This window comes from Marinobacter pelagius, assembly GCF_003315345.1.
In the GTDB taxonomy this organism is placed as follows: domain Bacteria; phylum Pseudomonadota; class Gammaproteobacteria; order Pseudomonadales; family Oleiphilaceae; genus Marinobacter; species Marinobacter pelagius_A.
The window spans coordinates 212,780-236,369 of record NZ_QNRO01000002.1; the positions used below are offsets into that span (position 1 = coordinate 212,780).

The following is a 23,590-nucleotide window of genomic DNA, read 5'->3' on the forward strand; positions in this document are numbered from 1 at the left end:
AGGCAAATCGGCCTGACGGGGAAGCAGAGTATGACCAACGCGCAAGCCACGCCGCATAACGGGGCGGAACTGTTCGTCCGGGCCCTCGAGAACGAGGGCGTAAAGTACATCTTCGCAGTACCGGGCGAGGAGAACCTGGATCTGCTGGAGGCGCTCCGGGAGAGCGATATCCAGTTGATCCTCAACCGCCATGAACAGGCGGCGGGTTTCATGGCGGCCACCTATGGTCGCCTGACCGGGCGGGTCGGGGTCTGCCTGTCCACCCTGGGGCCGGGTGCTACCAACCTGGTCACCGCGGCCGCTTACGCCCAGCTCGGTGGCATGCCCATGATGATGATTTCCGGGCAGAAGCCGATCAAATCCTCCAAGCAGGGGCTGTTCCAGATCCTCGACGTGGTGGACCTGATGCGCCCGCTCACCAAGTACACCCGCCAGATCTCCAATGCCAATACCATTCCGGCCAAGGTCCGGGAAGCGTTCCGGTTGGCCTCGGAGGAGCGCCCCGGTGCGGTGCACCTGGAACTGCCGGAGGACATCGCCGCCGAAGGGCCGGCACCGGACACCCATATCTTCGCACCCAGCGATGCCCGGCGCCCCTCGGCCAGCCAGAAGAGCCTGGAGATTGCCTGCGACATGCTTCGTGAGGCAAAGCATCCCCTGATCATGATCGGGGCCGGTGCCAACCGGAAGCGGGTCTCCCAGGCACTGATTCACCTGGTGAACACCACTAACATCCCGTTCTTTACCACCCAGATGGGCAAGGGCGTGGTCGACGAGCGCCACCCCCGTTACCTCGGCAACGCCGCCCTCTCAGCCGGAGACTTCGTGCACCGGGCCATCGACCACGCCGACCTGGTGATCAATGTCGGTCATGATGTGGTGGAGAAGCCGCCGTTCTTCATGCAGCCGGGTGGCAAGAAGGTCATCCACGTGAACTTCTCCGGGGCCGACGTGGACCCGGTGTACTTCCCCCAGCACGAGGTGGTCGGTGACATCGCCAACAGTGTCGAGTACATGGCGGAGAACTGTGGCATCTGCCACAACCACGACTTCACCCGGTTCATGGAAGTGAAGGCCGCCGTCGACCGGCACCTCCGGGACAAGGCCGAGGATGATCGCTTCCCGGTGATTCCCCAGCGCATTGTCCACGACGTGCGGGCGGTGATGCCGGAGGATGGCATCATTGCCCTGGACAACGGCATGTACAAGCTCTGGTTCGCCCGTAACTATCCGGCCTACGACAACAACACTGTGCTGCTGGACAACGCACTGGCTTCCATGGGCGCCGGACTGCCCAGCGCCATGATGGCGTCCATGCTGTACCAGGACCTGAAGGTGATGGCCATCTGCGGCGATGGCGGCTTCATGATGAACAGCCAGGAGCTGGAGACGGCGGTGCGGCTGGACCTCAACCTGGTGGTGCTGATCATCAATGACAGCGCCTACGGCATGATCAAGTGGAAGCAGGCCCAGGAAGGCCTGGCGGATTTCGGGCTGGATTACCGCAATCCGGACTTCGTGAAATACGCCGAATCCTACGGCGCCACCGGTCACCGGGTTTCGCGCACCGAGGACCTTCGTCCGACCCTGGATCGCGCGTTGGCCGCCGGCGGGGTTCACCTGGTGGATGTGCCCGTGGATTACAGCGAAAACCGTCGGGTGTTTGACGAGGAACTGGCGGAACTGACCAGCAGGCTTTAGCGTTGTATCATTGCGATCGATTTAACCGAAGGATGTACGCAATGATGTTCTCCCGATTCCCATGGCTGGCGGTGATCGCCGGTCTTTTGCTGCTGGCCGGTTGCAGCAAGCCTGAAACTCCCCAGGAAGTGGCGGCCGCCTTCTGGCAAGCCATGGCCGAAAACGACGCCGGTGATGTGGTGGCGTTGTCCACCTTGACGGATGAAAAGCAGTTTGACGCCTACAAGCGGGACTGGACCAACGCGGTTCCCTCCTTCGGCCGGGTGGTGATCGAGGAGCGGGAAGCCACCATCGTAACCCGCCTGCCCACAGAGGAAGGCACCGAAGGCGAACGGCTGGAACTGGAAACCTACCTGGTGTCCACCGCCGAGGGATGGCTGGTGGATTACCAGCGCACCGGCGATGCCATTCTCAATCCTTCCCCGTTCAGTGGCCTGATGGGCCAGCTCAACAGCCTGGGCGAGAAACTCTCCGCCAGCTTCTCCGAATCTTCCGAAGACCTTGAAGCCCGCATGAACGAGCTTTCCCGGGACTTGGAAGCTTATTCCGACGAGCTCCGGCTCCGGGCAGAGAGCGCCATGGAAGACTTCGCCGAGGCACTCCAGGAGGCGATGAAAGACCTGGAAGAATCCCTGAACGAATCCCTCGAGGATAACGACCAGGCGCCCCAGGAAGACCGGGTGATCCTGGAGCAGGCCTCACGGGATCTGGATCAGAAAGCTGAGGCTCTGGATGAGCCGACGGCAGAGCATCTGGCCGAGGCAACCCGGGCAGTGGCCGAGGCGGGAGAGAACCTGTCCCGTCTGAGCAGTGAGACCTGGGCGCAGTACCGGGATCATTGGGAGGCCCGGCTCGACGAAATCCGCGCCGATACCAGGGCCTTTTTCGAGGACCTGGGCCAGGGCTGAGTGCTGGCCCTGCGATCCGGGCTGGCCGGGGATCAGAAGAACAGGGTGATGCCTGAAGAAAGCTCGATGTTGTGGGTCAGCTGGGATTCCCGGATCAGGTCGCTGTCGAACATGTGGTCACGGAAGTCGACGTGTACCGTCAGCCAGTCCAGCAGCACGATGCGGAACCCGGTCCCGACGGTGGTGGTGAAATTGCTTTCGCCACCGAACTCGGTGTTGCCGACGCCACCGACCAGGTAGAACGCCGAGTTGAAGGTCAGTGAATCGCTGAAGAAGATCTCCCCGGGAAAGATGTTGTAGCCCACCAGGAAATCGTAGTAGCTGTAGTCCCGATCCTCGTCTGTCAGCAGGCGGACGTTGGCACCACTGAGTTCCTCGAAGGAGGTGAGGCCGGCTTCACTCATGCCGTAGTTGAACTGCAGAAAGAAATCCTCGGTGGCGTGGAATGCAGCGCTGACGCCAACAAGTGGTTCGCTGCTGAAGTTATCGATCGTCAGCATCCCGGCAAAGGCGCCAACCTCGAAAAACTCCGCATCGATATCCGCTTCGCTGATGCTCCTGGGCTCGATGTCAGGCTCGATGACCTGCACCGGCGCCGAGCCTCCCTCCTGCGCCTGCGCCGGCCCCATCGGCGACAGGCACAGCAGCCCGGTTAACAGCGCAGTACTGATAACCCGCGGCGTGCGGGTACTCAAAAGAAGGTGTTGAGACCGATTTTCCATTCGCTTAGACCTGTGCTGTCAGAATTGGACGACACCGAGTACACCCGGTACTCGGCCCGAATCAGGAAATTCCTGCCAATGTAGTAACCCAGTCCGCCGCCAAAGGTGACGCCATCGGCATCGCCGAGCTCGCTCAGCAGTACTTTCTGTCGGGCATCAAAGGAGAACTGGCTGTAGCCGGCGAGGGCATAGGGGGTGAGGGACCACTGGTGCAGGGGCTCAATCACCAGATTGGCGCCGTAGTAGTCGCTGGTTACGGACTGGTTATAGATTTTGCCCGCCTCCAGTTCGGCGCCCAGCCAGGTCAGGGGCCGATAGCCGGCGGTCAGGCTGAAACTCGGGGACTCCTCAAATATGCCGGCGGTAAAGCCAACCCGCCAGCTCGATTCCAGGTACTGGCCGTGGGTGATCTCGGGCAGATCCGCGGGAAGGCCCGTCGGTTGCAGCGTGCGACCGAGCTGCGTGGCCTTGGTCCAGCCGGTTTCGCCGGAAACGGCTTTCACCTTGTACCAGTTGGTTTTCCGTTTCAGGAGCTCGACCTGTTCGCCCTTTTCAATCACATGAAAAACCGGATAGCCCCGGCCGGGTGCCGTGTGCAGCTCGATAAAGGGATCCGCCACCTCCAGGACAGGGGCGGGATCCGCAGCCTGTGATACCCCGGGGGGGATTCCGGCGGTCAGCAACAGCGCCGTGGACAATGCCGGTACCCACCGGTTTCTGAAATCGCCCCGGCAAGACCGGCGCAATCGAGATGTGGTTCTGCACGTCATCCTGATCACCAGATTGACCACCCGCGTTAAATGTAAAAATACGTTAAACAATGTAAATAAATGTTTTTAAACAAAAAAATTTTGAATTGCGGGGAACTTTGGCCGCCATTCCGGCGTTGGGCAACTGTCACTTCGGTTTTTTGAGATGGCCTCCACAGAAACAAAATCAGAAGTCAAATCATTCGTTTTTATTTCGGGAACCTGTGCTAGCGTATTTCACACAATTTGACGATTGAAGCATTCCCGAAAAGAACCTGACTGCTCCAAAAGAAAGAGGCCGCGAAAAAGAGCCTTCGGAAGCAAAGTCGGGCAACCTGAAAGTCAGTCCCCTGAATGTTCATTAAGCGTTGTCGGTGTACGCCCCAGGCAAGCCGGCGCAGGAGCAGGATGGTGGCTTTTCAATTTAAAAATGGACTGAGTGGTGCTGCCGGCACCGTGTTGTGGAGCCGTCTTGGGATTCTGGTGGTGTTGTGCCTGGCCCTTGCGGCCGGGCCGGTCTATGCCGCCGAGCCGGCAAGCGGAGGCCAGGAGGAATCCGGAGAATCTGCAGCGGGCGTGGCCCTGGATCGCATCATCGAGACTCCGCTGTCCGTCCGGGAAAGCCGGGAGCGGGCGCAGCGGGCGGTGAACGAATTGTCCCGGGATATCCAGGATCTCAAACAGACCGTGGTCACCCTGAACAAGGATCTTCGCGTGCTCGAGGAAGATCTGCTGTTCCCGGCCAATACCCGGTTCCACGTTTTCGTTTCCCTGAATGTCGGTGAGTATTTCCGCCTCGAAGGGGTCGAGCTGCGCCTGGATAACCGCGTGGTGTCCACCTACCTGTACAGCGCCGAAGAACGCCAGGCCCTGGCGAAGGGCGGCAAGCACCAGCTGTACCTGGGCAATCTGAGCCCGGGTCAGCACACCCTGTCCGCGTTTTTCGTCGGCCAGGGGCCCAATGGCCGCGAGTACAAGCGTGGCAGCAGCCTGAGGTTCACCAAGGAGCAGGGCCCCAAGTTCGTCGAGCTGGCCGTGGCTGACTCCGAAGCCCGTCAGCAGCCCGAATTCATGGTCCGGGAGTGGTAAGCCATGATTCTCCGGCGCGCACTTCAGCAGGCAAAATCCCTCCGGACGGTAGCGGCACTGATGCTCGCTTTACCGTCGGCAGCGATGGTGTCGGCGTCCGAAACGGAAGCCCGGGATCTCAAGTACGGCGCGGTCCTGTTCCAGTACTACCAGCAGAACTATTTTGAAACCCTGGTCGAGTATGCCTGGGCCGAGGAGCATGGTGGCATCGCCAACCATGGTACCTACCCGGAGCTGCTCAAGGGCGGTGTCAGCCTGTCCTACGGTCTGGATGGGCAGGCCGAATCTATCTTTGACCGCCTCGCGGAGAGTAACCTCAGCGAGCCGGTGCGCAACCGGGCCCGGTTCTACCTGGGCAAGATGCAGTATCTGCGCGGTGAGGCCGACACCGCTGCCCGCAACTTGAACCAGATCCGTGGTGAGCTGCCCGATAGCGTCGATGCCGAGTACCGCTACCTGGCCGCGCTGGTCAACGTGAAGCTGGGCTATCTGGACGACAGCAAGACGGTGGCCGACACCATCAGTGAGGACAGCCCCTACGCGCCCTACTTCTACTTCAACCTCGCCATTGCCCTGGAAGGTCAGGGCCGCACCAGCGACGCCATCGGTGCCCTGAACCGGGTCCTGGAGCTTAACGACGGGTCTGCCGAACTGCAGCGCCTGGCGGATCGCGCACGCATGGCCCTGGCCCATGTCTACGCCAGTCACGAGGACAGCCTGAACGCAGGATTGCAGCTGGCCAGCATCAACACCACCGGTGCCTACTCCAACCGGGGCCTGCTGGGCGCGAGCTGGATGGCCATCAATGCCGGTGAATTCCGACGGGCCCTGGCCCCGCTGGACGTGCTGACTGCCCGCTCCCTGGCGCTGCCGGAAGTGCAGGAAGCCATCCTACTGCGCCCCCATGTCTACGAGCGCATGGGCCTCGAAGGTCGCGCCGCCAAGGGATTTATTGCCGCGGACCGGCAGTTCCGGACCACCCTGAGGGACCTGCAAACGGCTCGGGAGGGCCTGCAGGACGCCGATGTGCTGGAACTTTTTGTCCGCAACCTCGATGACGTGCTGGACGAGAGTGACTGGTTTGGCAAGGCGCCGGCCGTAGCGGTGAACCGCCTCTCGCCGTTCCTGGTGGAACTGATGTCGGACCACAGTTTCCAGTCGGTACTGAAGGATCTGCGGGATCTGTACACCATTCGCAACAACCTCGAGCGCTGGAAAGACCGCCGATCCGACTTTGACACCATCCTGACCGCCCGCGCCGGCAGTGCCGGTGGCCCGAGCCACGGCGACCGGGTACGCCTGATCTCCCGTTCCCTGGCCGATGCCCGGGATCGCCGCGAGGCCTTGAAGGCCCGCCTGGCCAGTTTGCCGAAAGACAAGCGAGAGTCCATCGAGTGGCTGCTGGAGGACCTCTCCTTCGAAATCACCCGGGCTGAAAGCGCGCTGGCCGCGCTCCAGGGCAGCAAGGCGCTCTCGGACAACAGCTATTTCGAGCGGTCGGTCACTCGCATGATGGCCGAGGTGGACGCCCGGCTGGTCCAGACCGAGGGTCTGATCGTTCGCCTGGAAGACGTGATGCTGGCGCTGGTTACCACCGAACTGGACATCCACGAGCAGCGGCTCAGGCAGTACCAGGTGGAAGCCCAGCTGGCCAAGGTGCGCATTCTGGACCGGTCCCTGCAGACACTGAATCCGGACGAGGAGGTGCCTGTCGATCCAGCTCCCGAACAGGCGCAAAGCCAACCGTCTCCAGAGGAGGGAAGCGGCGATGAAACGATCTAGTCTCCTCATGCTGGCGGTCATGGTCAGCGGCTGTGGCACCTTCCAGAATCCCTCGACCATTGCCAGTCTCCAGAAGGAACAAAAGCCACTGGAGGATGTGCCCCTGCCGAGGGTGATGCACGAAGACGTGCGCCGGGAATACCGGGAACTGCTGGAAACCATCGAGGACCGGCGGCTGTACGAGCAGATCGAGCGCCGGATTGCCAGCGTGTACATGCTGGAGGGGGATTACGATCAGCTGCGCGGCGTGATGCCGGGCGAGGATGGCTACTTTCCGGAAGCGATCACCGCCTATCACCAGCTGCTCAACAAGTACCCGGATTCCGAGCGCAATGCCGAGGCCATGTACCAGCTGGCCAAGGCTTACGATCTGGATGGCCGCGACCAGGAAGCCAAGGCCGTGCTGGAAGAGTTCATCACCGAGCATCCGCACTCACATCGGCTGGCGGAGGTGTATTTCCGCAAGGGCGATATCCACTTCCGGCACGAGGAATACGAGCAGGCCGAACAGGCCTACCGTTCGGTGGTGGCCATCGGCCAGGAATCCGCGTTCCTGAACAACTCCTGGTATCTGCTTGGCTGGTCCCAGTACAAGCTGTCCGATTACGACCGGAGCCTGATGTCCTTCTCCCGCGTCCTCGACCGGCTGGTGCCGGAGGACGGCAAGATCGAGAAGCTGGACAAGGTCAATCGCTCCCTGGTGGACGACACCCTGCGCATCATGAGTGTGGGGCTGGCCTATGCCGGCGGCTCCTCGAAGATCGACAGCATGTTCGCCAACCGGCCGGAGGCGAAGAAGTACACCTGGATTCTCTATTCCAGCCTCGGCCAGCACTACCTGGAGAAGGAACGGTATGAGGATTCCGCGTCCTCGTTCCGGGCCTTCGTGGTGCAGAACCCGGACTCCGAGCGGGCACCGGAGATGCACGCCGAGATGATCCGTGCCTATGTCGATGGCGAGTTCTCCCAGCAGGTGCTGCCGGAGAAAGAGAACTACGTGCGCAACTACGGCGTTCATTCCGAGTTCTGGAAGACCAAACCGGCGGAGGTGAAAGCCAAGGTCATTCCCAACCTGAAGACCTTCATCGACGAACTGGCCCGGCACTACCACGCCACCGGCCAGCGCCTGACCCGGGAACTGGCGGATGGCGCGATCAAGGCGTCTGCCGTGGCTGCCACCGAAGCCACTCGCCAGACCAGCTTCCTGAAAGCCGCCCAGTTCTACGGCGAGTTTGAGCAGACCTTCCCGAACGACCCGAAGGTCCCGGAAATGGTCTACATGCGCGCCGAAGCCGCCTTCGATGGTGGCGATTACCCCACCGCCATCACCCACTACGAGCGCACTGCCTACGAGTTCGGCAACTCCGAATTCGGTGCCGATGCCGGCTATGCCGCCATCATCGCCTACCAGAAAGAGGCCGAGCGTTTGATCGCCCAGGCGGGTAAGGACAGCGAGCGGCTCCGTGACTGGCGCAGCAAGGGCGTGGAGAGCCAGCTGCGATTCGTGCAGACCTTCCGGGATGACGAACGCTCCGGTGCCGTGCTGGCCAAGACCTCGGAAGAGCTGTTCGCCCTGGGCCGTTATGAAAAAGCCCTGGAAGTGGCCACCAGCATCGTCAGCAAGGCCGGTGAGGTGGATCGCGAGCTCAACCGCACCGCCTGGGGTGTCATCGCCCACAGTCAGTACGAGCTGGCAGATTTTACCGCGGCCGAGGCAGGCTACCGCAACCAGCTGCGTTTCATCGACCTGGACGACCCCGAGTTCAAGGCGGTTACCGAGCGCATGGCGGTCACCATTTACAAGCAGGGTGAACAGGCCCTGGCCGCCAAGGACCTGGAAGGTGCCATCGACCACTTCCTGCGTATCAAGGCGGTGGCTCCGAAGACCGACGTCCGCGTGGTGGCTCAGTTTGACGCCGCCACCCACCTGCTGACCCTCGAGGAGTGGGAGCCGGCCCTGACGGAAATGCTCGAACTGCGCCGACTGTTCCCGAACCACAAGCTGGCGAAGGACCTGGACCAGAAGATCGCCTGGACCTACGAGCAGGACGAGCAGTGGCAGATGGCCGCCAGCGAGTACGAACAGATCTACCGGGCCGACGACCGCGCCGACGTACGCCGGGATGCCCTGTTCCTGGCGGCGGAGCTGTATGAGAAAGCCGGCAACGAGGACCAGGCCCTGGAGTACTTCAAAAAGTGGGCCTTCGACTACGAGGAACCTTTCGATACGCGGATGGAAGCCCGTTACCACGTCGCCTACCTGTACGAGCGCCGGGACGACTACCACCGCCACCTGTACTGGTTGCGCCGGGTCATCGACGGCCACAACAAGGCTCCGGAGAACTGGCAGTCGGACCGCTCTGCCTGGCTGGCGGCCTGGGCCAACAACAAGTACGGCGACTATTGGCGCATCGAGTTTGATCGCGTGCGCCTGAAGCACCCGCTCAACAAGAGCATTCCACGCAAGAACGAGAAGCTCAAGAACGCCCTGGACCGTTACCAGCAGGCGGCCGACTACGGGGTGCTCGACCAGACCACCCGGGCCACGTTCAACATTGCCGATCTCTACGGCCAGTTTGCCCGGGAGCTGATGGACGCGCCGCGGCCCAGCGGACTGAGCCAGCTGGAAGCCATGCAATACGAGCTGGTGCTGGAAGAACAGGCCATTCCGTTTGAGGACCTGGCCATCGAGGTGCACCAGGCCAACATCGAGCGCTCCTGGAGCGGCACATTCAATCCCTGGATCGAGCGGAGTTTCGAGGCGATGGCCAAGCTCAACCCCGCCCGGTTCGACAAACAGGAAGTAAAGGTGGCGTATGGCGATGGCATCCGTTAAGGCATCCACCCCGGCCGCGTTGCTGGTGCTGACCCTGCTCTCCGGTTGCGCCGGAGTCCTGCCGGTCAAGCAGACCGAATCCGGGCCGAAAATGGTTGAATCCGGGCCCGCCCAGGAAGAACCGCAAGCCGATCCGGCCGAGAGCGGCGGCGGCGTGTTCCTGCCGCAACAGGCCTACGATGCCGAGGGCAAGAAAATTCCCTATGTGCCGGCACCGAACCCGTACACCCAGCAGCCGGCGCCCGTCCCGCCGGCGGCCAGGGCTGCTTTTGCCGATGCCATGGCCCTGATGAAAGACGGAGATCTGCGCATGGCCCGCAAAGGGTTCTGGGCCATGACCAAGGACTTCCCGGAGCTTTCCGGCCCCTGGGTGAGGCTGGCCGAGCTCGCGGAACAGCGGGAGAAGCCCGAAAAGGCCCGGGAGTACTACCAGAAGGCGCTGGAGGTGAACCCGGCCAACGTCAACGCCTATCTAAGCCAGGCGGTGTTCGAGCGGCGCCAGGGTGAATTTGCCAGGGCGCGGGACGCGTACCTGGCGGCCCTGGAAACCTGGAACGACTTTCCCGAGGCGCACCTGAACCTGGCCATCCTCTATGACCTGTACATGAACCGGCCGGAGGAGGCCCAGCCCCATTACGAAGCCTACGACTTCCTGACCGGCGGCTCGGACCCGAAAGTGGCGGACTGGCTCATCGAGATCCGCCGCCGCACCGGTATTGAAACCAGTTTTATTGATAACCCACCCCCGGAGCCGGAGGTGCCTGCCGAACAGGGCGCTGAAGGCGAGGCGGTCTCAGCGGATGCCACCGGCGGGGGCTCCCCGGAAACCGAAGAACAAGGCTAGGCGAAGAACAAGACTAGGAGAGTGCCATGGGAATGCTGAATCCAGGGGCCGGCTGGCTCGTTGCGGCGACCCTGTGTCTGGGTGGGGCGATTGCGGCTCCGGCCAGCGCCCAGGAGTCCATCGATCTGGAGAGTACCTTTGTCGGAGACCAGGAACAGCCGTCGGTGAGTTACTTCATCCCCTGGAAGCCACCAGAGGGGCCGGACAACCTGTACCGCTCGATCACGTCTGTGTCCGGCCGGGTATTCGAAGTGGTGGATCGGGACATACACGCCCGGACCATGCGCTTCTACGACGAACTTTCCCTGGAGGCCCCGAACGGGCCCTCTGGGCAAAGCACTAACTGAAAATCTGCAACCGAACGAAAAGAAAAGTCTGGAGACCTGCCATGAACGTTTACACAAGCATTGTTTCATTCTTCCAGGAAGGCGGCGCTTTCATGTTCCCCATCGCCCTGGTGCTGTTTGTCGGCCTGGCCATTGCGGTTGAGCGCTGGGTCTTCCTCAAGCGGGCATACCAATCCAACCGGGCCGCCTACAGCGAACTGTTGCCGCTGATGAATGAAAACAAATTCGATCAGGCAGAGCGGGCGGCCCAGTCCGGCAACTCCGCGATCTCCCGTCTGATTTCCGTGGGTCTCGACACCATGCGTGCCTCCCCGCGCCGGGATGACATCCACGCCGCCATGCAGGAAGGCGTGATGGAGAGCATTCCGCGCCTGTCCAAGCGCACCAACTACCTGTCCATCCTGGCCAACGTCTCTACGCTACTGGGGCTGCTCGGTACCATCATCGGTCTGATTGCCGCCTTCACCGCCGTTGCCAACGCCGATCCGGCGGACAAGGCCACGCTGCTGTCCCAGTCCATCTCGGTGGCCATGAACACCACCGCCTTCGGCCTGATCGCGGCGATCCCGCTGCTGCTCATCCATTCCCTGCTGCAGAACAAGACTCTGGAAATCGTCGAGAGCATCGAAATGGCCGGCGTAAAGGCCCTGAACACCATCGTTCGCAGCAACCGTCGCGCTGTTAACACGCGTGAGTCCGACGCCTGATCACAGCGGGTAATTCCTTATGTTTACAAAACGCAGAGAACAGGAAGAGGCGGATATCGACATCACGGCGTTCATGAACCTCATGATCGTGCTGGTGCCGGTACTGCTGATGAGTATGGTGTTCAACCATATCTCGATTCTGGAGCTCAATCTGCCCGACCTGACCGGTGCCCAGACCGCCAGTGCCGAGGAGAACCGACAGCTGGAAGTGGTGGTGCGGCAGTCCGGTATCGAGGTGTATTACCCCAGCGGTAACCTGGTCAAGACCATCGACAAGATTGAGCCTGAGGCCGAGGGCGAGGAAGCCCGCCACGATTTCCGCACCCTCTCCGAGGTGCTGCAGGAGATCAAACGCCGGCTGGCGGCGAAGAACATCGCCAAGAACGATGCCCTGCTGCTGTCCGAGCCGGGCGTTACCTACCAGTCCCTGGTGTCCACCATGGATACCCTTCGGGTCGCGAAGACCGTCGTGGTAACTGATGCGGTGGATGTCGAGCTGTTCCCGGAGATCTCCCTGGGGGACGCGCCGAAGAAGGGAGGTAAGTCATGAACGCGAACGACAAGGTCACGTCCTTCGGCCTCCAGAGCAGCGTCAAGACCTTCATGAAGCCGGCCAAGCTCAACCTGGTCTCGCTCATGGATATCTTCACCATCCTGGTGTTCTTCCTGCTGTTGAACTCCGGTGCCAATCAGCTGATCAAGGTCAACGACGTTTCCCTGCCGGACTCCACCGCCGAGGAACGCCCCAAGGAGACCACCGTGGTGACGATCACCGAGGACGACATCCTCGTGGATGGCCGCCCGGTGGCAACCCTGGATGAGGTGATTGCCTCCGATGGCCTGATTGATGGCCTGATGGAAGAGCTCACGTTCCAGGCCAGCAAGCGCACGGAACTGACCGAACGGGAGAAGAGCCTGGGGCGTGCCGTGACCATCCTCGGTGACCAGGAAATCCCCTACGCGCTGCTCAAGCGGGTGATGCTGACCTGCGCCAAGGCGGACTATCGGGACCTCTCCATGGCCGTTTCACGGGTATCCGGCAGCAGCGGCGCATGACAGGAGGGAATCGATGACAGCAATGACCGCAACACCTTATGACTTTTCATTGCCCTGGGACGCCAGTGGCGACGAAGACAGTCGCTTCAAACGCATTCTCAAGCGTTTGTTGCTGCTGCTCCTGCTGCTGGCGGTGATTTTTCCCTGGCTCCCGCTGCCGGAAATCGACCGGGAGGAGAAGGAGCGGATCCCCCCGACTCTGGCCAAGGTCCTGATCGAGCAACGCACAGTGGCCCCGCCACCTCCGCCGCCCGAGCCGGTGAAGCAGGAAGAGAAAACCGAGCCCACCGAGGCCAAGAAAGCGGCACCCGAGCCGGCACCGGCCAAGAAAGTGAAAAAGGCCCGGGAAAAGGTTTCGAAGATGGGCGTCGCGGCGTTCTCCAAGGAACTGTCTTCCCTGCGTAGCTCTCTGGATGTCGCCAAACTCCAGGCCCGGAACACCAACGTGAAAACCGGTGCCGCCGCCAAGGCCGCTCGCTCGGTATTGGGGGCCACCTCGGCCACCAAAACCAGTGGTGGGGTGAACAGCTCGGTAATGAACGATACCGGCTCCGGTACCCAGCTGGCCGGGAAAGGTTCCACCGCGGTGGAAAGCCCTATCGGCAACGGCTCCGGTGGTGGTGGCAGCGGTGCCAGTGGCAATGGGGGGGCACGCAGCTCGACGGTGGCCGGTGGCAGGGACATGGAATCCATCCGGCGGGTCTTCGAGCAGCACAAGGGGGCCATCTACGCGCTCTACAACCGGGCATTGCGAAGCGATCCCGGACTGCAGGGCAAGTTCGTCTTCCACATCGTGATCGAGCCGGACGGCAGTATCTCCGACATCGAGCTGGTGGACAGCCAGCTGGGCGACCAACGCCTGGAGCTCAAACTGCTGGCGCGGATCCAGATGATCTCGTTTGGCCCGGAAGACGTGGCGGCCACCCCCGTCAATTACAAGTTTGATTTCATGCCTGGTTGATGAAGGCGCCGGGCCCGGCCACCGCCGGGTACCGGTGCAACAGATGTGCAGGTGGAGAGAGACATCATGATCGGATTTAGCAGCGGATTGCGCCTCCTGGCCCTGGCCAGCCTCGGACTGGTCGGGCTGACCGGATGTTTTGAGGGACAGATCAGCGAAGGGCAGGAGGAAATCCTTTCGGACCAGCCCTTTGCCTATGTGGTCCGGGACTACCCGGACATGGGCGAGACCGCCTCGGTCAACGCCCGGCCGCCGCTGGACCCCCGAGCGCCCTATGCGTTCAAACCCGGGGCAAAGCTGATGGTGCGTGACCGGATTGCACTGAGCTCGGACGAACGCCACGTGCTGGCGGGGTATTTCGGCGGGGAATATGACGTCAAGGATCTGGATGTCTCACCGGACGGTGAGCGCATGGTGTTTGCCGCTCATGGCCCGGCGGACAGCCCGGACAACTTCACCTGGAACATTTTTGAGTACAGCTTCGCTACCGGTAAGGTGCGCCGGATCTTCGAGGACGATCTGGTGGCCAACGCCGGTGAGGACACCAACCCCACCTACACCAACGAAGGCCGGATCATCTTCTCCTCCAGTCGCCAGCATTCCCGGGGTGACTGGCAGAAGCTGGACCTGCGCGAGTACCTGGAAGACTTCGACGAGCCGGCCTCGCTGCTGCACTCGGTCAAACCGGATGGCAGCGAACTGGTACAGATCACCTTCGGTGAGTTCCACGATATCGAACCCAGCACCATGAATGACGGGCACGTGGTATTCATCCGGTTTGGTCGCATCTATGAAACCCTGACCGACTGCACCCTGGAAAACATCGACGACCCCAACTTCAACCAGCACCCCCACGGCGGCGGGTATGGCCAGGGCAATGGTGGTGGCTTCCCCTCCGGTCTTGAGGATCCGAAGGAATGGACCGTAGAGGACAAGTGCAGCGCGTCCCTGGCCGGTGAAGTCGAGGGCGAGCGGGTGTTCGTGGAAGACGTGCTTAGCATGTACCGCATCACCCCGGCCGGCGGTAACGTGCACCGTTACTTCGGCAGCCTGAGCGAGGAGTTCTCCGACGCTTCCTTCATCCATTACATGGACCCGATTCCGCTGGATGACGGCAACCTGCTGACCACCATGCGCCACCTCTACAACCCGATCTACGGCGGCGATGTGGTGAAGATCAACAGCAAGAACTTCTTCGCGGTCGGCAAGCCGGTGGACGAAAGCGTGATCGGCGAAGCCGAGGAATCCATGACTCCCGGGCTGGTCAACTTCTACCCCAACCAGGTGTCCCCGAATGGCTGGTACAGCGCCGTTGCGCCTTACAACGATGGCTCTGCCCGCTTGCTGGCAAGCTGGGCCCAGTGTCTGACTACCGAGGGCACCACCAGCACTCCCTGTGAGGGTAGCGCCACCACCGAGGACCTGGGTGAACCGCGATACGGCATCTGGATGGTGGACCCCACCGAGAACACCCGGTTGCCGGTAGTGCAGGGCCACAAGCAGGCGCTCTACACCGACATCGTGATTGCCGATCGCAACGAACTGGCCGAGCCCTACACCGGCGAGCGCCATGACCTGCAACTGGAAGACAACACCGCCCTGTTCGAGATCCGCAGTATCTACGATCTGGATGGTGCCGACATGGCCGAGCTGTACGACGGGGGTATCGAAACCCGTCGCGATCCGAGCCTGACCCACCCGGATGATCGGTCTGAGCGCTTTATCCGGGTGGTCGGTGTGCGCCAGATCCCCCCCGAGCTGGAACAGGCGATTCTAACCGATGAGACCCTGAATCCGCCCGATGGCCCGCAGCCACCTCTGGGCCTGACACCGCTGGTGGGCTCCGGTAACCGGATCCTCTATGACGTGCTGTCCTACGCTATGGTCGAGCCGGACGGCTCCGCTCTGGTCAAGGTGCCGGCGGACACCAGCTTCAGCTTCGAGGTGGTGAACAAGTACGGCAAGCGGGTGGATCTGATTGCCGCGCCCGACTACAACTACAACTACCTGATGCAGCATCCCCAGCCACTGCGTCTGGAGGAGGGCGAGAAGCTCAAATGCTATGGCTGCCACGACCCGGAAGTGGACATTCCCCACGCCCGCACCGATGTCGAACTGGCCTCCGCCAACCCGGGTGCACCAGGCGACGGCATGCCGTTCCCCAATGCCAATCCGCAGATCCGGGCCGTGAAGTGGAAAGACACCATGGCCCAGGCATTGGTGGACTCCCTCCAGGGCCTGCAGGCCACCTGGGCGGATACCATGCACTTCGAGGATTTCTGGACCAATCCGCCCGATCCGGCATTGGCCTTCGAGGTGCGCTACAGCGGCCTGAGCACACCGAAGCCGGTGACTGACCCCAGCTGTCTGACCAACTGGACCGCGGACTGTAAGGCCACCATCAATTACCAGGAGCACATTCAGCCGATCTGGAATGCCTGTCGAATCGATCCGAACACTGATCAGCTGACGTCCTGCCAGAACTGCCATCGGGCGGCCGAGAACAAAACCTGCCCGGACGGCGGTGGCGGTGGCGGTGCCAGCACCGATCTGCTGCTGGGCACCGGCAATGCCTCCTGGGATGGCCGCCAGCTCGAATCCTATGTCGAGCTGTTCGAACCGGATTACTACATCCGTCAGAGCGAGGGAGGTGACTGGGTCGAAGTGGCGGATTCGGAGCTTGCCACCATGTGCCCGGATGGTGTCCAGGGCGATATGACCGTCCTGCCAGACCCGGGCGTGTGCTTTGCCCGCCGACTGATGAGCGGCCGTGGCGCCATCGCCAGTGCCCGTTTCTTCAGCCTGTTCGATAACGACCCGGATGACGACGAGTACGAGGTGGAAACCGCCGAAACCGACGCCATCCGGCAGAGCCACATGGGCATGCTTACCGAAGCCGAGCTCCGCCTGATTGCCGAGTGGCTCGATACCGGCGCGCACATTTACAACGACCCGGACAAATTCGAATTCCCGACACAATAAAATAATAAGGAGACGTAACGTGACCATTGCTGTGACCCAGGAGGATGTAATTGAACTGGATCGATGGAGCGTGCCAGACCTTGAAATGGAACGGGACGGCTGGAGCGTCCCGCCCCGGGACAGCTGGCGGATTGACCGCCGGCTGCGCCAGACCCGGGTATCCGCGAAAACCAGCACACTGTTTACGCGGTTCAGCAGCCATTACCTGCTGATCCAGACCAACCGGCGCAAGAAAGACCTGCCGGAGCAGGTCATTGATCTGACCTTTGTCCAGGAGGAACCCAGGGAGATCCGGGATTACCGGCTTGGCCTCTGGCTCGCCGGCGCCATCTGCATGACCGTACCGGCGGCCCTGTATTCGGTCTTCCCGGCACCGTTGCCCTGGCTGATCGCGCCGCTGGTGCTGGCTGTTATCTTCATGTCGCTCGCCGTTCGCACTACCCGACATGTCTTTGAGTTCCGGGCCCTCAACAGCGATGTGGTGTTATTCACCATCGACGCCCGCACCCCGAGCCGCGAGCGGGTGGACCTGTTCCTGACCGAGCTCCGGGAAGGCATACTCCGTGGCCAGCGGCAGCTGCCCGAGGGCAAGCGGCGGATTCCCCTGGCTGTCGCGGAAATGCGCCGGCTAGCAGAGGCCGGAGTTATCGGAAACGACGATTACGAGCAGATCAAGCGCAACTGGTTTTCGATGTAATCGGAGAGTGGCGTTGGTGATGGGGGCAGGGACCGCCGCTGTCACCCCATCAACCCGGACACCACAAACCAGAAGGTCCCCAGGGTGACCGTCGTCGCGAACAAGGCCAGCAACCCGTCCCGCGCTATCATCGCCAACCCGAACGCCATCAGCGCCAGCCCACCACCATTGGCACTGAATGGCACCACCTCCATGGCCGGCATGGCCAATGCCACCGACACACACATCAGGGCCATCAGATATTGCCCCGGGCCCCGGGTGAGCCACACCAGGCGCGGCCTGGTGTACTGGTCCAGGTAGCGGGCCGGTTTCTCCATCCAGTCGAGACCTTTGATCAGCTTGTCCCGCCTGACCCTGCGGTTCAGCAGCGTTGATGGGAGCCAGATGGAGTGCCGCCGGAACATCAGCTGGCCCAGTGTCAGCAGTACCAGAAGCCCGAGCAGGGTGGGCACACCCGGAATGTCGCCGATCAGCGGCGCAATCACGATCAGTCCTGCTGCCAGCGTGACGGGGCCGAAGGAGCGTTCCCCGACCGCCGTCAGTATGTTTGCCACTGATACCTCGGTCTGGCCATCGGTGTGGGTGCGCAGGCGGTCCAGCAATTGCTCGAGGTTTTCCGGATCGTCCGGCTGGTTCATGGGGTGTGGTGTCCTCCGGTACTCAGAATTCGCAATCCCGGCCTTCCCAGTCCCTGAAACAACCGGTTTCGGACAAGGTCAGCCCGTCAATCTGCTTACGCAAGCCTGGTACCGCATCCTCAAGGGTCAGATCCGCCGACTCGCCACCCATATCCGTGGCAATCCATCCCGGATGGTAGATACCCACGGCAATGCCCTCGCTCTCAAGGTTCACGGCAAGATTGCGCCCGAGATTGATGGCCGCGGCCTTGGAGGCACGATAAATGAACCGGTTGCCAGCGGGCGATTGCTGCGAGCCCATCTTGCTGGCGATGATCGCGATCCTTGGGTTTTCACCAGCATCTTTACTGGCTCTCAGATTGGCCAGCAACGCCTGAACCACCAGAAAAACCCCGGTGACATTGACCGCGAAGGTCTGCGCCCAGTCCTCGGCGGCATAACCGGTTTCCAGTTCATCGAACTTGTCCAGCGAAACGCCGGCGTTGCAGACCAGGGTCGAGATCGGCTGTCCATCAAGCCGTTTGGCGAGCGCCTCGATACTGGCCGGATCAGTAACGTCCAGAGGCTCCATGCCAGGCGCGCTTCGGGCTGTTGCAATCACTGTCTGCCCGGCATCGCGCCATTGCCCGGCTAATGCCTGGCCGATGCCCCGGTTGGCGCCTGTGATGAGAATTGTCATGACGAAGACCTTTTGGCTTGGTAGATACGGATATGCGTGAGGCCTAGCAATACCAGCTTGGTCAGGTCAGGGGAAGTGGTCAGAGGCTACAGTTGTGGGGCAGGGTAAGGCTCCCAACGCTGAGAGCCTTTCGAACGAATGGCTAGAGCTTGGCAAAGGCCGCATCAAAATCCGCCGCGGCTGCATCCGTGAATTCAAAGGCATTGCGAATATAGGCAAGGGTATTCTTCTCGGTCTCGGTGACCCCGGGCCCGTCCTGCGCCGATTTGAACAACTCGGCCACCTCATCCTTGGAAAGCTTGCCTTCCCCGCGCCCCGTAGTGTGCTTGCGGGCCAGGTCCAGCAGTTCCTTCTCGTACTTCTGACCATCAATCGTTTCGTAAGCCATAACAGAATCAACTCCATGTAACGTCAATGCGACATCGCGATGCACGAAGGCTCCCTGTGCAGGCGGTGGGTTCGAAAGGTCGAACAACGAAATCGATCATTCAGAAAAATAGAAGCACAGGAAAAGGTGGTGTGCAAATTTTAAACAATGCGTGGTGATTGGATTGTGGGGTAGAAATGAAAAAGGCTCCCGGGTCGGGAGCCTTTTGGGTGTTTGGTGGAGACGGCGGGAATTGAACCCGCGTCCGCCAGTACTCAGCCTTGAGGTCTACATGTTTAGCGTCTCTCTATTGATTTAAGTTCAAGCGACCCGAGAGCCAGGGTGCAAGAACCGAGTTCTTTAAATCTTAGCCGTTAACCAGTGAACTCTGGGTAACGGAGCATCCCGTAAGCGATGACGTCCTGAGATGTTGCTTCCGGGCTACGGGCGACCCGGTCAGGACGACTAGCAGCTTACGCTGCTAGTGCGTAGTTTTCGTCGTTTGCGACTATTGCGTTGCAGCTTTGGATTAACGAGATTGGCTGCCATCTCGACATGCACTCAAGGGTTCGCCACCGGCGTCGAAGCCATGTCGTCCCCTTAGTTATCTCAGTATATGTGTCCGGAATACCGGACTTCAAGGGTTAATTGCGCTATTTATACCTACCCCTGCTCAGCTTGCTTGGCGCTGCACCGCCTCCGGCCGTCCGGCCAGAGCCGCGTGGCTCAGAGCCTGGAAGCTCTCCCGGAAATAATCCATTACGGCATCCGGATCAGCGTGAATCGCCTTGTCCACGGTGATGCCGAATTGCACGGTGCCGGCATAGCTGAGGATGCTCATGCCGATACCGATGGTGCCGCTCTGGGGCACCCAGAACATGGGCTGGGTCAGCTTGCTGCCCGCCAGGTACAGGGGCTCTTTCGGTCCGGGCACGTTGGTCAGCACGGCGGAGGCCTTGTTACTGAGCAGATCCAGAGCCCTTCGTTCGATAACATCGGGGCCCCGACCGAAGATATCAAGCAGGCTGTAGGTAACCTGGGCCTGATAGGAGCGCTTGAGGCGGTTCATGTTCTCCTGTACCTGGCGGAAGCACAGGAGAGGGTCCATTACTTCTACTGGCAACGTGACCAGTACCAGGCCGAACTTGTTGCCAAGGGTTTCTATGGGCTGATCGAGAGGCCGCAGGTTGAACGGCACGGCCACGCGAATTCCGCACTCGGGGATCGTCTCCTTATGGGCTGCAAAATGCCGCTGTAAGGCCCCGGTGACCGTGCAGAGCAGGGCATCGTTGATGGTGCCGCCGAGGGCCTTGGCGCAGGCTTTCACTTCTGCAAGATCGAGAGGGTCCGCCCAGGCCACCTGCTTGCGTCCGGAAAGCGGTTCCTTCAATCCGGTTTTGGGCTCTACAGGGGCCAGACCAAGCTTGAGCAAATCAAAGGCGACGCCGCTGGCGGTGGACGCCAGCTTCAGGGGGTAGTTGGGCTCTTCGCGAACAGATTGAATGAACAGTCTTGCCTGATTGGTCGCCGTTTGCGCGCTGTCCACGGCACGGTTCAGGAAGTTCTGGACGGCCGATCTCTGGCGGGGTTTGGAGCGACGCTTGCGGGTCACTTTGCCCAGCCTGGGTTCCGGCGTTTTATCGGTCAGTGACAGCATCACCCGCACCAGCGAGATGCCATCGGCGATGCAATGGTGAATGCGAATCAGCAGTGCGCCACCTTCGCCGTAATTGTCGATGTAGTGCATTTGCCAGAGCGGTTGCCGGAAATCCAGGGAGGTGCTGTTCATGTCACTGACCAGCTTCTGGAGCTCGGCTTTGTCCGCTTTGCCGGGCAGTGCAATACGGTGCAGGTGGTTGTCCAGGTCGAACAGCGGATCGTCCTGCCAGTAAGCCCGGTCTCCGGTGTCTATGACCCGTTGCCGGAACCGGTTGAAGCACAGGAATCGCTCTTCAAGCGTTTGCCGAAGCCGGCTCATTGAAACCGGCCGTTCCAGTGCCCATACCCCGCAGATCATCATGGGGTTCTGGGGGGTGTCCATGCGCAGCCACGCGCGGTCTACGGAGGACATGGGCGTCTGTTTGGGTGACATAAGCGGCTCCCTTTGCCATGCACCGGAATTCCCGAGTATAGGCCTGTTGGATTTCTGAACAAAGAGAGCAAGTATGCGACATACCCGTCGGCGCCGGCCATGACCGGCGTCAGGTATTTGTTAATCGAGGGGGAGCTGTATCAGACGTTGGCTTCGCGCAGGATGCGCTGCTTCTGGCGGTTCCAGTCCCGCTCCTTCTCGGTAGCGCGCTTATCGAATAGCTTCTTGCCTTTCACCAGTGCAATCTCGCACTTCACCTTGTTGTTTTTCCAGTAGAGAGCCAGCGGAATGCAGGTGTAACCGGCCTGGTTGACCTTGCCAACGATCTTGGCAATCTCCTTGGCGTGGAGCAGGAGCTTGCGGGTACGCGTCGGGTCTGCGATAACGTGGGTGGATGCCGCAATCAGCGGGGTGATGTGTGCGCCGAGCAACCAGGCCTCGCCGTCCTTGAGCAGGACATAGGCGTCCACCAGCTGTGCCTTGCCGGCGCGCAGTGACTTTACTTCCCAGCCCAGCAGGGCGAGACCCGCCTCAAAGCGTTCCTCGATGTGATATTCGTGCTTCGCCTTCTTGTTAAGCGCAATAGTATTGCTCGGCGTTCCGGGTTTCTTCTTGCTCATGAATCAGTGATCCGGGTTCGGATAAATGAACGAACGGCCGGGCTTGCCCCGGCAAAACGCGCATTGTAGCCCAGGACTGCCAGACCGGTCACGAAATCGCCGTAATCGTGACCGATCAGGCGTGCGACTTTGCCCGCATCAGCTACAATGGCGACGCAGATATTTTCAGGAAAATGCATGTCGACGCCGTACCAGACAGCCAACGGGGCCTTCACCCGTAAATCCACATTCTTCTGGGCCTCCGTGGGCGCAACGGTGGGGCTGGCCAACCTGTGGCAGTTTCCCTACCTCGCCAGCCTCCATGGCGGTGGCCTGTTCGTGCTGATCTATCTCGCCTGTCTCCTTCTGGTCACTCTGCCACTGATGGTGACCGAGTCCGCCCTGGGGCGTTATTCCCGCCACGGTATTGTCCTGGCCATGGATGGGCTTATCCGCAGCACGCGGTGCTCCCGCGGCTGGATGCTGGCCGGTCGGTTGAGTGTGCTGGCGGCGTTTGTGGTGCTCTCCTATACCGCGGTGTTCGGATCGATTGCCCTGGCGTACGTGTTCTTCGGGGCTATGGGGCGGTTGTCCTCCGGTCGTGAGGCGGAGGCGGCTTCTGTACTCTCAGGGCTGGTGTCGGACCCCGGGCAGTACCGCTACTTCATGGCCTGGCACGGGTTCTTCCTGCTGCTGGTGCTCTGGGTTTCCGTTCAGGGCGTGGCACGGGGGCTGGAGCGAACCATGCGGGTGGTGGTGCCGGGCGCCCTGGTGCTGATGCTGGCGCTGTTCGGGCTGGCGGCCTGGCAGGGCCGGGTCGAAGGTGCATTTGCCCACATCCTGGAAATGCGCCCGGAGGACGTTTCCTTGGGGAGCGTCAAAGCGGCGCTTTTCCACGCCTTCTATACCCTGGGGCTGGGGATGGGGGTATGGACGGTTCTCGGCACCTACACCACGCCTGATACACGCTTCAAGCGGTCGATTCTAGCCGTCGTATTGATGGATACCCTGGTCGCCATCCTGGCCGGCCTGATGATCTTTGCTGTCGCCAACGGAGGCACGGACTTTGACGGCGAGCGGGGCTTCAGTCTGCTGTTCGTCTCCCTGCCGGTCTCCCTGGCGCAGTTCCCCGGTAGCCAGCTGATCATTGCCTGCGCGTTCCTGCTCGTGGTGATGATCGTCTGGACCACTTCGCTGGCGTTACTGGAACCGGTGGTCGGCTGGTTGCGGGGGTGGACCGGGGCACCAAGGGGTATCTCGGTGGTGCTGGTGGGGCTGCTGGTCTGGGCGGCGGGGCTGGTGACGTTGCTGTCTTTCAACATCTGGGCGGAATACCGCCTTTACGGTGCGACCCTGTTCCGTTGGCTGGAGGTGTTCACCGGCGGCCTGCTGATTCCCCTGGTGGCGATCCTCATTGCCCTGTTCACTGGCTGGTGCCTGACCCGACGGCTGGCGCACCAGCTGATCGGCCGGACGCCGGGTCTGTTTGCCCGGGTCTGGTACTGGGATATGCGTGCCGTGTTGCCCGTGGTGGTGGCCTACGTTGGCATCATGTACACCGCTTTCTCCCTCAATAACCTGTGTGAGAATGGCGGTGCTGCGCTCTGGTGTGAGCGTCCCGCACCGCTTGTGCTGGAAATTGCACCGGATGGCTCGGAAGGAGCTGACTCCGGGCCGTCGGTTTCTTCGGGGCAGGGCAGCGAGGTTCGTTCTGAAGAGCCGGAATCTGCCGGCGGGGATGAGAAAGCCGGTTCTGAACCGGTGGATCAGCCTGAAAATGCCCCCAAAGAGGACGAGATCCTTTATCATAGCGTCTGATTCAGGCTGTACTTTT

General features: G+C 61.2%; 22 protein-coding genes and 1 other RNA gene. 14 read left to right on the forward strand and 9 right to left on the reverse strand.

The features are described from left to right. Window positions 1–30: 30 nt before the first annotated feature. Together DET50_RS03165 and DET50_RS03170 are read left to right on the forward strand one after the other, a co-directional pair. Window positions 31–1,701, forward strand: a complete 1,671-nt coding sequence (locus DET50_RS03165; RefSeq protein WP_113861430.1) for an acetolactate synthase large subunit — start codon at window positions 31–33, stop codon at window positions 1,699–1,701. A gap of 41 nt (window positions 1,702–1,742) precedes the next feature. Further along, complete coding sequence (locus DET50_RS03170; RefSeq protein WP_113861431.1) at window positions 1,743–2,609, forward strand: hypothetical protein; 867 nt, start codon at window positions 1,743–1,745, stop codon at window positions 2,607–2,609. Between the two features lie 32 nt (window positions 2,610–2,641). On the opposite strand, the gene DET50_RS03175 is transcribed toward DET50_RS03170, so the two are convergent. Together DET50_RS03175 and DET50_RS03180 are read right to left on the reverse strand one after the other, a co-directional pair. Further along, a complete protein-coding gene (locus DET50_RS03175; RefSeq protein WP_113861432.1) occupies window positions 2,642–3,331 on the reverse strand; it encodes an outer membrane beta-barrel domain-containing protein in 690 nt (229 codons plus the stop codon). Continuing rightward, on the reverse strand, window positions 3,301–4,029 hold the full coding sequence (locus DET50_RS03180; protein WP_181799915.1) for an outer membrane beta-barrel protein: 729 nt from the start codon (window positions 4,027–4,029) through the stop codon (window positions 3,301–3,303). The genes DET50_RS03175 and DET50_RS03180 overlap by 31 nt, the downstream gene beginning before the upstream one ends. Before the next feature lie 462 nt (window positions 4,030–4,491). Between DET50_RS03180 and DET50_RS03185 the strand changes: the two genes are divergently transcribed. The 11 genes from DET50_RS03185 to DET50_RS03235 all read left to right on the forward strand — a co-directional run bounded on the left by DET50_RS03185 (window position 4,492) and on the right by DET50_RS03235 (window position 17,381). Further along, entirely contained in the window at window positions 4,492–5,169 is a 678-nt protein-coding gene (locus DET50_RS03185; RefSeq protein ID WP_220150119.1) for a hypothetical protein, read from the forward strand. Between the two features lie 3 nt (window positions 5,170–5,172). Next, window positions 5,173–6,951 (forward strand): tetratricopeptide repeat protein, encoded by a 1,779-nt coding sequence (locus tag DET50_RS03190; protein WP_113861434.1) that lies wholly within the window; start codon window positions 5,173–5,175, stop codon window positions 6,949–6,951. After that, complete coding sequence (locus DET50_RS03195; RefSeq protein ID WP_113861435.1) at window positions 6,938–9,787, forward strand: tetratricopeptide repeat protein; 2,850 nt, start codon at window positions 6,938–6,940, stop codon at window positions 9,785–9,787. Before DET50_RS03190 ends, DET50_RS03195 begins: the two co-directional genes overlap by 14 nt. Further along, window positions 9,774–10,631, forward strand: a complete 858-nt coding sequence (locus DET50_RS03200) for a tetratricopeptide repeat protein (protein ID WP_181799916.1) — start codon at window positions 9,774–9,776, stop codon at window positions 10,629–10,631. The genes DET50_RS03195 and DET50_RS03200 overlap by 14 nt, the downstream gene beginning before the upstream one ends. Window positions 10,632–10,657: 26 nt before the next feature. Next, the gene (locus tag DET50_RS03205) at window positions 10,658–10,978 is read left to right on the forward strand and encodes a hypothetical protein (RefSeq protein WP_113861437.1); all 321 of its coding nucleotides are present in this window, start codon (window positions 10,658–10,660) and stop codon (window positions 10,976–10,978) included. 41 nt (window positions 10,979–11,019) lie between these two features. Then, complete coding sequence (locus DET50_RS03210; protein WP_113861438.1) at window positions 11,020–11,685, forward strand: MotA/TolQ/ExbB proton channel family protein; 666 nt, start codon at window positions 11,020–11,022, stop codon at window positions 11,683–11,685. Between the two features lie 19 nt (window positions 11,686–11,704). Further along, window positions 11,705–12,235: an ExbD/TolR family protein gene (locus DET50_RS03215; protein ID WP_092003823.1), complete on the forward strand. Its 531-nt coding sequence runs from the start codon at window positions 11,705–11,707 to the stop codon at window positions 12,233–12,235. Further along, a complete protein-coding gene (locus DET50_RS03220; RefSeq protein ID WP_220150120.1) occupies window positions 12,232–12,741 on the forward strand; it encodes an ExbD/TolR family protein in 510 nt (169 codons plus the stop codon). The genes DET50_RS03215 and DET50_RS03220 overlap by 4 nt, the downstream gene beginning before the upstream one ends. Window positions 12,742–12,754: 13 nt before the next feature. After that, the gene (locus tag DET50_RS03225; protein ID WP_113861439.1) at window positions 12,755–13,702 is read left to right on the forward strand and encodes an AgmX/PglI C-terminal domain-containing protein; all 948 of its coding nucleotides are present in this window, start codon (window positions 12,755–12,757) and stop codon (window positions 13,700–13,702) included. A 66-nt stretch (window positions 13,703–13,768) separates the two neighbouring features. Then, window positions 13,769–16,684, forward strand: coding sequence for a PD40 domain-containing protein (locus DET50_RS03230; protein ID WP_147252190.1), 2,916 nt, complete (start codon window positions 13,769–13,771; stop codon window positions 16,682–16,684). 19 nt (window positions 16,685–16,703) lie between these two features. Further along, complete coding sequence (locus tag DET50_RS03235; RefSeq protein ID WP_113861441.1) at window positions 16,704–17,381, forward strand: hypothetical protein; 678 nt, start codon at window positions 16,704–16,706, stop codon at window positions 17,379–17,381. 41 nt (window positions 17,382–17,422) lie between these two features. Here DET50_RS03235 and DET50_RS03240 read toward each other — a convergent pair whose 3' ends face one another. The 7 genes from DET50_RS03240 to DET50_RS03270 form a co-directional block, all read right to left on the reverse strand. Beyond that, window positions 17,423–18,019, reverse strand: a complete 597-nt coding sequence (locus DET50_RS03240; protein WP_113861442.1) for an exopolysaccharide biosynthesis protein — start codon at window positions 18,017–18,019, stop codon at window positions 17,423–17,425. Between the two features lie 22 nt (window positions 18,020–18,041). Beyond that, window positions 18,042–18,698: an SDR family NAD(P)-dependent oxidoreductase gene (locus DET50_RS03245; RefSeq protein WP_113861443.1), complete on the reverse strand. Its 657-nt coding sequence runs from the start codon at window positions 18,696–18,698 to the stop codon at window positions 18,042–18,044. Window positions 18,699–18,840: 142 nt separating this feature from the next. Continuing rightward, on the reverse strand, window positions 18,841–19,086 hold the full coding sequence (locus tag DET50_RS03250) for a hypothetical protein (protein WP_113861444.1): 246 nt from the start codon (window positions 19,084–19,086) through the stop codon (window positions 18,841–18,843). Window positions 19,087–19,300: 214 nt separating this feature from the next. After that, window positions 19,301–19,665: a transfer-messenger RNA gene (gene ssrA / locus DET50_RS03255) on the reverse strand. A gap of 73 nt (window positions 19,666–19,738) precedes the next feature. Further along, on the reverse strand, window positions 19,739–21,157 hold the full coding sequence (locus tag DET50_RS03260) for a WS/DGAT/MGAT family O-acyltransferase (protein WP_113861445.1): 1,419 nt from the start codon (window positions 21,155–21,157) through the stop codon (window positions 19,739–19,741). Between the two features lie 140 nt (window positions 21,158–21,297). Further along, complete coding sequence (smpB, locus tag DET50_RS03265; protein ID WP_113861446.1) at window positions 21,298–21,777, reverse strand: SsrA-binding protein SmpB; 480 nt, start codon at window positions 21,775–21,777, stop codon at window positions 21,298–21,300. Then, window positions 21,774–21,956, reverse strand: a complete 183-nt coding sequence (locus tag DET50_RS03270) for a hypothetical protein (protein WP_113861447.1) — start codon at window positions 21,954–21,956, stop codon at window positions 21,774–21,776. Before DET50_RS03270 ends, smpB begins: the two co-directional genes overlap by 4 nt. Here DET50_RS03270 and DET50_RS03275 point away from each other — a divergent pair. Then, entirely contained in the window at window positions 21,955–23,574 is a 1,620-nt protein-coding gene (locus DET50_RS03275) for a sodium-dependent transporter (protein WP_113861448.1), read from the forward strand. The two genes, DET50_RS03270 and DET50_RS03275, sit on opposite strands and share 2 nt — an antisense overlap. Window positions 23,575–23,590 lie beyond the last annotated feature (16 nt).

Excerpts from the sequence above, each read along its gene's own strand:
- DET50_RS03165 (WP_113861430.1), top strand. The coding sequence starts at position 31 with ATGACCAACGCGCAAGCCACGCCGCATAACGGGGCGGAACTGTTCGTC.
- DET50_RS03170 (WP_113861431.1), top strand. The coding sequence starts at position 1,743 with ATGATGTTCTCCCGATTCCCATGGCTGGCGGTGATCGCCGGTCTTTTG.
- DET50_RS03175 (WP_113861432.1), bottom strand. The coding sequence starts at position 3,331 with ATGGAAAATCGGTCTCAACACCTTCTTTTGAGTACCCGCACGCCGCGG.
- DET50_RS03190 (WP_113861434.1), top strand. The coding sequence starts at position 5,173 with ATGATTCTCCGGCGCGCACTTCAGCAGGCAAAATCCCTCCGGACGGTA.
- DET50_RS03195 (WP_113861435.1), top strand. The coding sequence starts at position 6,938 with ATGAAACGATCTAGTCTCCTCATGCTGGCGGTCATGGTCAGCGGCTGT.
- DET50_RS03200 (WP_181799916.1), top strand. The coding sequence starts at position 9,774 with ATGGCATCCGTTAAGGCATCCACCCCGGCCGCGTTGCTGGTGCTGACC.
- DET50_RS03205 (WP_113861437.1), top strand. The coding sequence starts at position 10,658 with ATGGGAATGCTGAATCCAGGGGCCGGCTGGCTCGTTGCGGCGACCCTG.
- DET50_RS03210 (WP_113861438.1), top strand. The coding sequence starts at position 11,020 with ATGAACGTTTACACAAGCATTGTTTCATTCTTCCAGGAAGGCGGCGCT.
- DET50_RS03215 (WP_092003823.1), top strand. The coding sequence starts at position 11,705 with ATGTTTACAAAACGCAGAGAACAGGAAGAGGCGGATATCGACATCACG.
- DET50_RS03220 (WP_220150120.1), top strand. The coding sequence starts at position 12,232 with ATGAACGCGAACGACAAGGTCACGTCCTTCGGCCTCCAGAGCAGCGTC.
- DET50_RS03225 (WP_113861439.1), top strand. The coding sequence starts at position 12,755 with ATGACAGCAATGACCGCAACACCTTATGACTTTTCATTGCCCTGGGAC.
- DET50_RS03230 (WP_147252190.1), top strand. The coding sequence starts at position 13,769 with ATGATCGGATTTAGCAGCGGATTGCGCCTCCTGGCCCTGGCCAGCCTC.
- DET50_RS03240 (WP_113861442.1), bottom strand. The coding sequence starts at position 18,019 with ATGAACCAGCCGGACGATCCGGAAAACCTCGAGCAATTGCTGGACCGC.
- DET50_RS03245 (WP_113861443.1), bottom strand. The coding sequence starts at position 18,698 with ATGACAATTCTCATCACAGGCGCCAACCGGGGCATCGGCCAGGCATTA.
- DET50_RS03250 (WP_113861444.1), bottom strand. The coding sequence starts at position 19,086 with ATGGCTTACGAAACGATTGATGGTCAGAAGTACGAGAAGGAACTGCTG.
- DET50_RS03260 (WP_113861445.1), bottom strand. The coding sequence starts at position 21,157 with ATGTCACCCAAACAGACGCCCATGTCCTCCGTAGACCGCGCGTGGCTG.
- smpB (WP_113861446.1), bottom strand. The coding sequence starts at position 21,777 with ATGAGCAAGAAGAAACCCGGAACGCCGAGCAATACTATTGCGCTTAAC.
- DET50_RS03275 (WP_113861448.1), top strand. The coding sequence starts at position 21,955 with ATGTCGACGCCGTACCAGACAGCCAACGGGGCCTTCACCCGTAAATCC.
- DET50_RS03270 (WP_113861447.1), bottom strand. The coding sequence starts at position 21,956 with ATGCATTTTCCTGAAAATATCTGCGTCGCCATTGTAGCTGATGCGGGC.